Here is an 11757-nt window from a genome sequence, read left to right as displayed (position 1 = left end):
TTTACTGGCGCCCGTCGCCGCCGGAGGATTCCCGCGGCCAGCAGAACTCCACCGCCCACAGCTTCTGCTGCGTCTTGTCGTACTCGGCCCACATCTCGGCAAAGGTCTTGCCGGTCAGCGGGTGCCGCCGTTCCGGCGCCAGTTCCGCCAGCGGCTGCAGCACGAAGGCGTTTTTCTCGATCTCCGCGCGCGGCAGTTTGACGCCGTCGATGGTGCCGGCCAGGTCGTCATAGAGAAGGATATCGATATCCAGGGTGCGCGCGCTGAACTTGGGGCCGGCGCGCAGGCGCCCGTTGGCGTCCTCGATCTCGCGCAGGCGCAGGGCCAGCCGGCCCACCGGCAGATCCGTGTGTATCCCGACCACCAGGTTGTAGAAGTTGTCGCCGTCGAAACCCACGGCGACACTCTCGAACACGCGCGACACCTGCAGCTCGCCGAACTGCCGCGCCAGCGCATCGAGGCCGGCGCGGATATGGCGCTCCCGGTCGATATTGCTGCCGAGGCTTAGGAATACCTGTGCCACACTCACACTCCCGCCGCGGCGCCGCGCTCCGGCCGCTCGCCGCGCTCGATGATGACCCCCACATCGCGGGAGCCGCGCACCGCGCCGGGCTTGGACAGCCGCAGGCGCAGCCAGGACACCCCGAACTCCTCGCGCACTATGGCCGCTGCCTGCTCCGCCATTGTCTCCACCAGCAGGAACTCGCTGCCCTCGATAAACGCGATCAGCCGCTTGGCCACCGCCTTGTAGTTGAGGGTGTGCTCGATATTGTCGGTGCGTGCCGCCTCGCTGATATCGAAGGCCATCTCCAGATCCAGGCTCACCGTCTGGCGCACCTCGCGCTCCCAATCGTAGATACCGATAATGGTATCCACCTTCAGGTCCCGTATATAAACGATATCCATGGGTCAGTTGAGGCTCCCACTCAAATCAGTCATCGGCCAGCGCGGCCGCACTTCGATCGCCAGATCCGACGCCTCCCCGGCCCGCAGGCGCAGGCAGCCGGCGTAGGCGATCATGGCGCCGTTGTCGGTGCAGAACTCGTGGCGCGGATAGAAGACACTGGCGCCATCCTCGCGCAACTTCGCTTCCAGGCGCGCGCGCAGCAGCTTGTTGGCGGACACGCCGCCGGCGATCACCAGGGTCTTGTGACCGGAGGCCTTTAGCGCGCGGCGACACTTGATCACCAGGGTGTCCACCACCGCCTCCTGGAAGGCCGCGGCGATATCGGCACAGGTCTGCTCGTCCGGCAGACCGTCCGCCAACGCGTGCTCGCGCACCGTGGTCAGCGTGTAGGTCTTGAGGCCGGAAAAGCTGAAATCCAGCCCCGGTCTGTCGGTCATCGGCCGCGGGAAGGTGAAGCGCTGCGGGTCGCCCTTTTCCGCCAGCGCCGCCAGGCGCGGGCCGCCGGGGTAATCCAGATCCAGCATCTTGGCCGCCTTGTCGAAGGCCTCGCCGGCGGCGTCGTCCAGAGACTCGCCCATCAGTGCATAGTCGCCGAGGCCGCGCACATCCACCAGTTGGGTGTGGCCGCCGGACACCAGCAGCGCGACAAACGGGAAGGCCGGCGGCCGCTCTTCGAGCATCGGCGCCAGCAGGTGGCCCTCCATATGGTGCACCGCCACCGCCGGAATGCCCCAGCCGTAGGCCAGCGCGCGCCCGGCGCAGGCGCCCACCATCAGCGCGCCGACGAGACCGGGGCCGGCGGTATAGGCGACACCGTCCAGGTCGGCCGGCCGGGTGCCCGTCTTGCGCATCACCTGGCGCACCAGCGGCAGCAGTTTGCGCACATGGTCGCGACTGGCCAGTTCCGGCACTACGCCGCCGTAATCGGCGTGCAGATCCACCTGGCTGAACAGGGCGTGACCAAGCAACCCCTGCTCGGTGTCGTATATCGCGACGCCTGTCTCGTCGCAGGAGGTTTCTATACCCAGAACTCGCACTGCATCTCTCTAAACTGTACTGGTGACTGGCCCCAGCACCGCGATTACGGACTGGTTCGGAGGGGCGCTATCATACTCGAAAAGAGGCTTGCGATCGCCGATTCAAGTGTTTAGAATTTGCGCCCTCGCTGTGAACCGGCCGCCGGGTTGCAACTGCGAGATGCGTATCAGCAATGCCGGAAAGGCCGAGAGAAACGAATTTTACAGGTATCCTAATGCCCTCTGTACGAATCAAAGACAACGAACCCTTCGATATCGCCCTGCGCCGCTTCAAGCGCTCCTGTGAAAAAGCCGGTGTACTGTCTGAAGTACGTCGTCGCGAGTTCTACGAGAAGCCGACTGCGGTGCGCAAGCGCAAAGCCGCTGCCGCTGTAAAGCGTCACGCCAAAAAGCTGCAGCGCGAAAACCGCAAGTTCCAGCGCCTGTACTAACAGGTCGCCGGGCGGGGCAGATCCCGCAGCGGAATCCGAAAACGGCGCCCGAGCCAGTCTCGCGCGCCGTTTTTTGTTTGTCCGGGAAACGCTATTCTTGTGACCTTCACACAAACACTGACGAACACCCCGCACGGAAACGGAACAAGAACCATGAGTACCCTCAAGGACACCCTGGCCCAGGCCACCAAAGACGCGATGAAAGCCCGCAACAAGGAGCGCCTGGCGACCCTGCGCCTGATCAATGCCGAGATCAAACGCGTGGAAGTGGACGAGCGCATCGAACTGGACGACGCCCGCATCCTCGCCCTGCTGGACAAGATGACCAAGCAGCGCCGCGACTCCATCGCCCAGTACGAGAAGGCCGGCCGCGCGGAGCTGGCGGCGGTAGAGCAGGCGGAAATCGACGTGATCCAGGAGTTCCTGCCGGAACAGCTGTCCGAGGAGGAGATCGCCGAGATAGTCGCCGCCGCGATCGAGGAGACCGGCGCCTCCGACATGGCGGATATGGGCAAGGTCATGGCCCTGGTGAAGCCCCAGGTACAGGGCCGCGCCGATATGGGCGCGGTCAGCAAGCTGGTCAGGGCGCGGCTCGGCTGACCCGACTCGGCTACCCCCGAGAATTACGAGCATTTATGGCCGGCAAGATACCCCAGCATTTTATCGACGACCTGCTCGCGCGGGCGGATATCGTCGAGCTGGTGGACAGCCGGGTCAAGCTGCGCAAGACCGGCAAGAACTACGCCGCCTGCTGCCCCTTCCACGACGAGAAGACGCCATCCTTCACCGTCAGCCCGGACAAGCAGTTCTACTACTGCTTCGGCTGCGGCGCCAACGGCAATGCCATCGGCTTCCTGATGGAATACGACCGCCTCGGCTTTCCCGAGGCGGTGGAGAAGCTCGCCTCGAGCCTGGGCCTCGAAGTGCCGCGCGAGCAGCTGGCCCCGGGCCAGGAGCGGCGCCAGCGCGAAAGCCAGTCCCTGTACCAGCTCACCGAGCAGGCCGCCGACTTCTACCGCAAGCAGCTGCGCGACCACCCGGCCGCCGGCCGCGCCATCGCCTACCTGCGCAACCGCGGCCTGTCCGGCGAGATAGCGCGGGACTTCGGTATCGGCCTGGCGCCGCCTGGCTGGGACAACCTGCTCAACGCGCTGGGCGACACCGCCGAGAAGGCCGACCTGCTCGAACAGGCCGGTCTCGCCATCCGCCGCCAGGACAGCGACGGCCGAACCGAGCCCGGCAGGCGCCACCACTACGACCGCTTCCGCGACCGCATCATCTTCCCGATCCGCGACCAGCGCGGCCGCACCATCGCCTTCGGCGGGCGCGTGCTCGGGGACGACAAGCCGAAATACCTGAACTCCCCCGAGACGCCCATCTTCCACAAGGGGCGCGAACTCTACGGCCTGTGGGAGGCGCGCCAGGCCAACCGCAGCCTGGAGCGGCTGATCGTGGTGGAGGGCTATATGGACGTGGTGGCCCTGGCCCAGTTCGGCATCCGCTGCGCCGTGGCCACCCTCGGCACCGCCTGCGGCGAGGAGCATATCCAGCTGGCCTTCCGCCACGCGCCGGAGCTGGTGTTCTGCTTCGACGGCGACCGCGCCGGCCGCGCCGCGGCCCGGCGCGCCCTCGAGGCCGCGCTGCCGCAAATGCAGGACGGCCGCAGCCTGCGCTTCCTGCTGTTGCCCGAGGGCGAGGACCCGGACACCCTGGTGCGCCAGGTGGGCGGCGAGCGCTTCGGGCAGCTGCTGGACGAGCAGGCGCGGCCGCTGGAGGACTTCCTGTTCGACCTGCTCGGCGAGGGTATCAACCTGCAGACCATGGACGGGCGCGCGCGCCTGTCGAAGCTGGCCGCACCGCTGCTCGACCTGCTGCCGGAGGGCGTCTACCGCCAGCTGATGTTCCAGCAGCTGGCCGCGCGCACCGGCCTGGACAGGGAAACGCTGCAGGAGGTCATCAGCGCGGAAAAGGCCCGCGCCGCGCAGTCCCAGCCGCAACCGGCGCCGCAGCCCGCCGCGCCGCCGGCCGCGGGCGAAGCGCCGCCCCCCGAATCCGACACCGAGGCGCCCCGGCACCCGGTGCCGCCACCGCGCCGCAACGGCCAGTACCTCCTGCCGCCGGAGCGCATGCTGATCGCGCTGCTGCTGCACCACCCGCGCCTGGCCGGGCAGGTAGACGACATCGAGCGCTTCCGCGCCGCCGGCGACCCGGATCTGCAACTGTTCGCGGACCTGGTGGAACTGCTGCAGAGCCGCCCCGACTACAATCTGAACAAGCTGCTCGGCTACTGGCGCGCCCACCGCGGGGCGGATTCCTGCGACACCCTGGCGAAGCTGGCCGCGTCGCAGCTGGTCAGCGGCGTGCGCCAGCTGGCCCAGGGCGACGAACAGCTGGAGTACGACCCCGAGGCCGAATTCGCCGACTGCCTGCGGCGCCTGGAACTGGCCGAGCAGAAGCGGCGCAAGCGCGAGCTGCTGGAGCGGCTGAAGGGCGCCAGCGCCGAGGAACAGCTGGTCCTGCTGGCCAACTGGCGCAAACACGAGTAGCCCGGCGCCATATCCGGGTGGGAAAATCAGCCCCGCGGCCCTTGAAAAGCCTCGGCGCAGCACCATAATCTCTGACCCCCGGACGGGATCGGGAACCGAAGAGCCCACATATCGCACCAGGCGTCTCTTGACAGCCACGGTGGTTATTGCTATCGCAAATACGCTATAATCCCGCGTCTTTGTCCCGAATTTTCTCCTTACTTTTCAGGGTTGTGCATGACCGACAAAACCCAACAGCAGACTTCACGCATCAAGGAACTGATCGCCCGCGGTAAAGAGCAGGGCTATCTGACCTACGCCGAAGTGAACGACCACCTGCCGGAGGACATCTCCGATCCCGATCAGGTGGAAGACATCATCGGCATGATCAACGACATGGGCATCAAGGTGTTCGAAAGCGCCCCCGATGCCGAAGAGTTGTTGATGGCCGAAGGCGACAGCTCCGCCGATGAGATCGCCGCTGCCGAAGCCGCCGCCGCCCTGGCCGCGGTGGAATCCGACGTGGGCCGCACCACCGATCCGGTACGCATGTATATGCGCGAGATGGGCACCGTAGAGCTGCTCACACGCGAGGGCGAGATCGCCATTGCCAAGCGTATCGAAGAGGGCCTGCGCGAGCTGATGGCCGCCCTGGCCTACTGGCCCGGTGCCGTGCAGCAGGTGATCGACGAATACCACCTGATCGAGAAGGAAGAGCGCCGCATTCCCGACGTAGTCGCCGGCTGGCTCGACCCGGCCGAAGACGTGCCCCCGGGCGCGCAGACCGGCCAGGCCGCCGAGGCCACCAGCAGCGACGACACCGCCGATGACGCCGACGCCACCGACGACGATGACGACTCAGCCACTCAGGAAGAAGATGAGAGCACCGGCGGCATAGATCCGGAAGAGCTGGCCGAGCGCATGAAGAAGCTGATCGCCGCGCAGAAGAAGGCCGACGCCGCGATCAAGAAGCACGGCCGCGACTCCAAACAGGCCGGCGAGGCCATGGAAGCCGTGGGCGAGATCTTCCGCTACTTCAAGCTGGCCCCGCGCCAGTTCGACCCGCTGTACAACGAGGTGCGCAGCATTCTCGACGACGTGCGCGAGCAAGAGCGCACCATCATGAACCTGTGCATCAAAAAAGCCAGGATGCCGCGCAAGACCTTTATCAAGGAATTCCCCGGCAACGAGATCAACGAGGACTGGATCCCCGGCATCATCAAGAAGAAGCGCGACTACTCCGACGCCCTGCGCCAGGTGGCGGACGAAATCATCCGCGCCCAGCGCAAGCTGGCCCAGTGCCAGGAGCGCGCCGGCCTGGACATAGGCCAGATCAAGGAGATCAACCGCCGCATGTCCATCGGCGAAGCCCGCTCGCGCCGCGCCAAGAAGGAAATGGTCGAGGCCAACCTGCGCCTGGTGATCTCCATCGCCAAGAAGTATACGAACCGCGGCCTGCAGTTCCTGGACCTGATCCAGGAGGGCAACATCGGCCTGATGAAGGCGGTGGACAAGTTCGAATACCGCCGCGGCTACAAGTTCTCCACCTACGCCACCTGGTGGATACGCCAGGCGATCACCCGCTCCATCGCCGACCAGGCGCGCACCATCCGCATCCCGGTGCATATGATTGAGACCATCAACAAGCTCAATCGCATCAGCCGCCAGATGCTGCAGGAGATGGGCCGCGAGCCGACCCCGGAAGAGCTGGGCGAGCGCATGGACATGCCGGAAGACAAGGTGCGCAAGGTGCTGAAGATCGCCAAGGAGCCCATCTCCATGGAGACGCCGATCGGCGACGACGAGGACTCGCACCTGGGCGACTTTATCGAGGACACCAACCAGGCGTCCCCGATCGACACCGCCACCCAGACCGGCCTGCACGACGCCACCCGCGCGGTGCTCGCCGGCCTGACCGCGCGCGAGGCCAAGGTGCTGCGCATGCGCTTCGGTATCGACATGAACACCGACCACACCCTGGAGGAAGTGGGCAAGCAGTTCGACGTGACCCGCGAGCGTATCCGCCAGATCGAGGCCAAGGCATTGCGCAAGCTGCGCCACCCGTCTCGCTCCGAGCACCTGCGCAGCTTCCTCGACGAGGGCTAAGCGCCAGACGAAAAGCCCGGCAACGCCGGGCTTTTTTATGACATTTACATGACCGCCCCGGCCCCAGGGCCCCTCTCCCGCACGCGGCAGAGGGCCCGGGGAGAGGGTGAAACAGATGCGCCGAAAGAAAAACACCATGCAGGAAGAATTCGTCAACAAACCGGGCAAGACCGGCATCTCCCGCCTGATCGACGCCACCAGTTACTCCTGGCACGGCCTGCGCACCACCTGGCGCAACGAGGCCGCCTTCCGCCAGGAGGTCACCCTGGCCATTTTCCTGATCCCGCTGGCCCTGTGGCTCGGCGACAGCGGCGTCGAGCGCGCGCTGCTGATCGGCGCCACGCTGCTGGTCATGATCGTCGAACTGCTCAACAGTGCGGTGGAGGCGGCCATAGACCGCATAGGCCCGGAGCGCCACCCGCTGTCGAAGACCGCCAAGGACACCGCCTCCGCCGCCGTGTCCATCTCGCTGCTGCTGTGGCTGCTCACCTGGGGCTGCATACTGCTGCCGCGCTGGATCTCCTGATAGCCGCGGGCGCCCCACCCGGCGCCCTCCCCGCCCCGGCCAGCGCCGCGCGCAAACACATGACTCTTCCCGCACGCCGGAGCGGCTCGTCTAGACTTTGATACCCAAAGTGTTCAACCGATAAGCCAGGGAAGGTTTATGCCGAGACCGCGCCCCGGGCCGGCACTGATACGCTGTGCCGGCCTGCTGCTGGCCGCCAGTTTTTCCGGCCCGCAGACACTCCTCGCCGACACCACCGGGACCAGCCCCGGCGGCATTGTCATCAGTCCGGCGCCCCACTACCGCCCGGAAGTCCCGCTCTACGCCCAGGCCAAATCCCTCGCCCACTACCTGTCCCTGACCGAAATCGGCAGCTACCACAAACGCCGCGGCGAACAACGCAACTGGGCCAGCGGCGAGAACAGCGGCTGGCTGCGCCTCTACCACCAGAGCGCCGAGCTGAACTGGGACGGCGACGTCTACAGCCGCTTCGACGGCCACCTGAGCGGCTTCCAGCTGGGCGGCAACCTCTACGCCGGCCCCAGTTGCCGGGGCTCCCAGGAACTGGGACTGTTCGCCGGCAGCAGCCGCGCCAGCGGCGCCGTCAGCGGCTTCGCGCGCGGCTTGCGGGACTTCGACGCTGGCCGCAACCGCCTGGAGAGCCACTATGTCGGCGGCTACTTCACCGACTACCGCCTCGACCGGAGCTACCTGGATCTGGTCGCCAAGGTCGCCTATGTCGAACTGGAGAGCCGCTCCAGGCGCGAGATCGCCGACCGCATCCAGGGCCCGCAACTGAGCCTGTCCGCCGAAGGCGGCCTCACCCTGCAGCCCGGCGAGCGGTTCAACCTGGAACCCCAGCTGCAGATCGTCGCCAACTACACCAATTTCAACGCCTACTGGGACGGCATCTCCCGGGTGGAACCGGACGTAACCCCGGAACTCACCTTCCGCGCCGGCCTGCGCGCCTACAACCGCGAGGGCCGCAACCAGTACTACCTGTTCGGCAACCTCTGGCACACCCTGAGCGGCGACGACGAAATCGAGTTCAACGGCCGCCTGCGCCTGGAAAACGACCGCGGCGCCACCTGGCTGGAGGCCGGCGGCGGCCTGGTGCTGCTGCAGCGCGCAAGCGGCAGCGCCTACGCCACCCTCAGCTACCAGCGCTCGGTGGACGACCTGGACTGGCAGGGCGGCAGTGCCAACCTGGGCTTCAACTGGGCCTGGTAGCGCGGGAGAACCCGCGCCAAGGCGGCGGGCGCGGCCCGGAAGGAAAAGGAAACCATTGATCCGCAAGGGAAAATCGGGTACTTTGCCACCCCGCTCGCGGCCTCGACGCGAGTGTCTTTTTGGGGGCCCTTAGCTCAGTTGGTTAGAGCATCCGACTCATAATCGGCAGGTCCTGGGTTCAAGTCCCGGAGGGCCCACCATTCCCCCGATATTCCACCCCAATAGCAGCCATTATTGCCGCAGCCACTTCGGTACTGCTCGGCTTTGTCTGCGCCCCTATACTTATCCGCTCTTGCAGAGGGGGCAGATCGACGACGGTATTATCTGTGCCGCAGTTCTCCGGGCTTTTTACAGCGGCGGCCTGCCTGGAAAGCCGAACTGAATATAGCCACGCCGTGTATCGACTTTTTGACTTCCTGATTCGCCCGGCGACCTAACCCGAAGGCCGGCACAGAGATATGCGTACAACAGCCTACATCCAGGCCAAGCTGCTGAGCAGGGTAAAGGTGGCGCCGAGGGCCAACAGCGCCGAATAGCTGAGGCCCAGTGTGAAAAATTTCGCCAGCGTCATGCCCCAGCCCTGGCCGTAGACGCGCTTCTGCATCAGCAGCAGGTACAGCGGCATCCACAGCAACAGCAGTGTGATTGCCCAGTCGCACACGAACTCGACCGCGGCATAGCCTTCCAGCCACGCCTGTATATCCACCAACAGCGTCGCCGCCAGTAGCGCCAGACACAAAAAGGCGTGGCTGTGCAGTGCGACGATCAGATGCTCCATATACAGGCGCCGCTGAGGCAGATACAACAACCACAGCATCAGCGCGAAGAGCGGCAACAGCACAAACAGGGTGGACGGGATTGCGCCGATCAGCGCCTTCTTGAAACGGTTGGGGTCATCGCGCAGGGTTTTTACATTCTCGCTGGCGCGCACGGCCTGTGTATTGAGCCAGTCGTTGAGCCCCGACGGCAAGGCACCCACGCGAATCGGATCCAGTTCGGGATTCCAGCAGCCGCCGTGCAGGTTCAGCAGGCAGACGTCCTCATCTGCGACTGCCTGCAGCGGCAGTTTTTCGGCGGGGGGCTCTTCTCCACGCAATTGGGCAATGCGCGACTCGGCCTGTTGCCGCACCTTCTGCTCCGCCTGTTCGAGACTCTCCAGTGCCGCGGGGACCTCCGCGCTCCGCTCTTTCGCCTCGACCAGCTCCGACAGTGTCTCGTCGCGCAGGCGTTCGACCTCCGCCACCGTTTCCGCATCTGCAATCTCATTGCTGTAGAAATTGATATCGTCCCAGTCGCTGCTGAGCCGCACGATAAAAAAGGTGGTCAGGCACAGGAAAATAAACAGGCGCACCGGACTCACATAGCGCACCCGGCGCCCGGCAAAATACTCGGCGGTGAGGAATCCCGGGCGCAGCAGCAGCGGGCCCAGGGTGCGGCCGATGCGCGAGTCCAGCGCCAGCAGCGTATCGAAGAGATCGCCGAGGATACTGGAGAAATGCCGCACCATGCCCTTCACCGGCTGACCGCAGGCGTAGCAGTGGGGGCCGAGCAGTTGTGTATTGCAGTTGGCGCAAGCCTGCTGCGCGAATTCGTTGGACATGGTTACTACTCGGACTAGGGAACAGGCCGGCGCCCGCCGTCGAAATTGCGGCGGGCGCCGGATCGATCGGGATGATCTATTTGATTACCGGATTAATTTTCCTGCAGAAAGCGCGCTATGGTGCGCAGGCCGTGGCCCTTGGCACCGGTGGCCCACAGATCGTTGGCGCTCGGCTGGTAGGAGCCGGACAGATCCATATGCACCCAGTTGCGGCCCCGGTCGCGCACGAAGCGGGCCAGGAAGGCCGCCGCGGTGGAGGCGCCGGGGCTGCCGTCGACGCCGACGTTGGCAATCTCGGCAAAGCCGGACGGGATCTGCTCCAGGTGGAAGGGTTCCAGCGGCAGGCGCCAGGCCTTCTCGTTTTCCGCCGCGGCCGCGTCCAGAACCTTCTGCGCGGACGCGTCCTCGAAGCTGAGCACCGAGTTGTAGTCGCGCCCCACGGCCATCTTGGCCGCACCGGTCAGGGTGGCGGCGTCGAGTATCCAGCGCGGTTCCTGTTCCGAGGCGGCGATCAGGCCATCCGCCAGCACCAGGCGCCCCTCGGCGTCGGTGTTCAGAATTTCCACGGTCACGCCGTTCTTGTACTCGATGATATCGCCCAGCTTGTAGGCACTGCCGGAGATCAGGTTCTCGGCACAGCAGAGGTACAGCTTGACCCGCTTCCGCAGGCCGCGCGCAATCGCCAGCGCCAGGCCGCCGGCCACCATGGCCGCGCCGCCCATATCGGATTTCATCGTCGCCATACCGCCGGACGGCTTGATGCTGTAACCGCCGGAATCGAAGGTGATGCCCTTGCCCACCAGGCAGAAATCCACCGGCGCCTCGGCACTGTCAGTGGGATTAAAGTCCAGCTGCAACATGGCCGGCTCGCGCACGCTGCCGCGGCCGACGTTGTGGATGCCGACGAAGCCCTCTTTCAGCAGCTCGTCGCCGGCGATGATCCGGTAGCTGACCGCGTCCGGCGCCAGCTGCTGCAACAGCTTCGCCGCGCTCTCTGCCAACGCGCGCGGGGAGACATCCTCCGGCGTGCCGTTGGTGATCTCGCGCACCCAGCGCGCCGCCTGCTCGCGTGCCGCCAGCTCCTTTAGTTCGGCGGCGTCGGCGATTCCCCAATCCAGTTGGTTGTCGTTGCGCGGATTGAAATAGCCGGCCCAGAAGGCCCAGCGGCGCTCCAGGTCCCAGCCCTCGCCGGCGAGCCGCACGGCGCCCACGCCCATGCCATCGAGGCGGCGCGCGGCGCGCTGGGCCGCCACCAGCGGTCCGCCGGTGGCCTCGGTCGCATGCACGGTGGCGCCGCCGTCGGCAAAGCTCAACAGCGCCTTGTCCCCGCCCCAGATCTCCGCCGCCGCCGTCTCCACCAACTGAACCTGCATTGCATTCGTCATACTGCATCCCTCACTGAAATCGCCGGGTGAA

General features: G+C 65.8%; 11 protein-coding genes and 1 tRNA gene. 7 read left to right on the top strand and 5 right to left on the bottom strand.

Going from position 1 to position 11757, the window contains the following annotated elements; genetic code table 11:
* Position 1: 1 nt before the first annotated feature.
* The 3 genes from folK to tsaD are packed head-to-tail and all read right to left on the bottom strand — an operon-like array spanning position 2 to position 1944.
* The gene (gene folK, locus ACXAF3_RS12550) at positions 2–523 is read right to left on the bottom strand and encodes a 2-amino-4-hydroxy-6-hydroxymethyldihydropteridine diphosphokinase (RefSeq protein WP_475112650.1); all 522 of its coding nucleotides are present in this window, start codon (positions 521–523) and stop codon (positions 2–4) included.
* A gap of 2 nt (positions 524–525) precedes the next feature.
* Complete coding sequence (gene folB / locus ACXAF3_RS12545) at positions 526–906, bottom strand: dihydroneopterin aldolase (protein WP_475112649.1); 381 nt, start codon at positions 904–906, stop codon at positions 526–528.
* Between the two features lie 3 nt (positions 907–909).
* Positions 910–1944 (bottom strand): tRNA (adenosine(37)-N6)-threonylcarbamoyltransferase complex transferase subunit TsaD, encoded by a 1035-nt coding sequence (gene tsaD, locus ACXAF3_RS12540; protein ID WP_475112648.1) that lies wholly within the window; start codon positions 1942–1944, stop codon positions 910–912.
* A 215-nt stretch (positions 1945–2159) separates the two neighbouring features.
* On the opposite strand from tsaD, the gene rpsU reads away from it, so the two are divergent.
* The 7 genes from rpsU to ACXAF3_RS12505 all read left to right on the top strand — a co-directional run bounded on the left by rpsU (position 2160) and on the right by ACXAF3_RS12505 (position 8941).
* Entirely contained in the window at positions 2160–2375 is a 216-nt protein-coding gene (rpsU, locus tag ACXAF3_RS12535) for a 30S ribosomal protein S21 (protein WP_020411530.1), read from the top strand.
* Between the two features lie 153 nt (positions 2376–2528).
* Positions 2529–2975 carry a GatB/YqeY domain-containing protein gene (locus tag ACXAF3_RS12530; protein ID WP_475112647.1) on the top strand — a complete coding sequence of 149 codons (447 nt, stop codon included), beginning with the start codon at positions 2529–2531 and terminating at the stop codon, positions 2973–2975.
* A gap of 35 nt (positions 2976–3010) precedes the next feature.
* On the top strand, positions 3011–4921 hold the full coding sequence (gene dnaG, locus ACXAF3_RS12525) for a DNA primase (protein ID WP_475112646.1): 1911 nt from the start codon (positions 3011–3013) through the stop codon (positions 4919–4921).
* A 216-nt stretch (positions 4922–5137) separates the two neighbouring features.
* Positions 5138–7006: an RNA polymerase sigma factor RpoD gene (gene rpoD / locus ACXAF3_RS12520; protein WP_475112645.1), complete on the top strand. Its 1869-nt coding sequence runs from the start codon at positions 5138–5140 to the stop codon at positions 7004–7006.
* A 115-nt stretch (positions 7007–7121) separates the two neighbouring features.
* Positions 7122–7532: a diacylglycerol kinase gene (locus tag ACXAF3_RS12515; protein ID WP_475112644.1), complete on the top strand. Its 411-nt coding sequence runs from the start codon at positions 7122–7124 to the stop codon at positions 7530–7532.
* Positions 7533–7670: 138 nt separating this feature from the next.
* The gene (locus tag ACXAF3_RS12510) at positions 7671–8741 is read left to right on the top strand and encodes an autotransporter outer membrane beta-barrel domain-containing protein (RefSeq protein ID WP_475112643.1); all 1071 of its coding nucleotides are present in this window, start codon (positions 7671–7673) and stop codon (positions 8739–8741) included.
* 123 nt (positions 8742–8864) lie between these two features.
* Positions 8865–8941: transfer RNA gene (locus ACXAF3_RS12505), tRNA-Ile, on the top strand.
* Between the two features lie 272 nt (positions 8942–9213).
* Here the strand turns inward: ACXAF3_RS12505 and ACXAF3_RS12500 are convergent.
* Together ACXAF3_RS12500 and pepB are read right to left on the bottom strand one after the other, a co-directional pair.
* Positions 9214–10341, bottom strand: a complete 1128-nt coding sequence (locus ACXAF3_RS12500; RefSeq protein ID WP_475112642.1) for a DUF3667 domain-containing protein — start codon at positions 10339–10341, stop codon at positions 9214–9216.
* A gap of 92 nt (positions 10342–10433) precedes the next feature.
* Entirely contained in the window at positions 10434–11726 is a 1293-nt protein-coding gene (pepB, locus tag ACXAF3_RS12495; RefSeq protein ID WP_475112641.1) for an aminopeptidase PepB, read from the bottom strand.
* Positions 11727–11757: the final 31 nt, after the last annotated feature.

This window comes from Microbulbifer sp. ABF4_143 (assembly GCF_056160225.1).
The sequence above is the reverse complement of the archived record's forward strand: the minus strand, read 5'-3'. Positions and strand labels throughout refer to the sequence as shown.

Bases quoted from the DNA above. Each gene is read 5' to 3' on its own strand.
- folB (WP_475112649.1), bottom strand. From the start codon at position 906: ATGGATATCGTTTATATACGGGACCTGAAGGTGGATACCATTATCGGT.
- rpsU (WP_020411530.1), top strand. From the start codon at position 2,160: ATGCCCTCTGTACGAATCAAAGACAACGAACCCTTCGATATCGCCCTG.
- ACXAF3_RS12530 (WP_475112647.1), top strand. From the start codon at position 2,529: ATGAGTACCCTCAAGGACACCCTGGCCCAGGCCACCAAAGACGCGATG.
- dnaG (WP_475112646.1), top strand. From the start codon at position 3,011: ATGGCCGGCAAGATACCCCAGCATTTTATCGACGACCTGCTCGCGCGG.
- rpoD (WP_475112645.1), top strand. From the start codon at position 5,138: ATGACCGACAAAACCCAACAGCAGACTTCACGCATCAAGGAACTGATC.
- ACXAF3_RS12515 (WP_475112644.1), top strand. From the start codon at position 7,122: ATGCGCCGAAAGAAAAACACCATGCAGGAAGAATTCGTCAACAAACCG.
- ACXAF3_RS12510 (WP_475112643.1), top strand. From the start codon at position 7,671: ATGCCGAGACCGCGCCCCGGGCCGGCACTGATACGCTGTGCCGGCCTG.
- ACXAF3_RS12500 (WP_475112642.1), bottom strand. From the start codon at position 10,341: ATGTCCAACGAATTCGCGCAGCAGGCTTGCGCCAACTGCAATACACAA.
- pepB (WP_475112641.1), bottom strand. From the start codon at position 11,726: ATGACGAATGCAATGCAGGTTCAGTTGGTGGAGACGGCGGCGGCGGAG.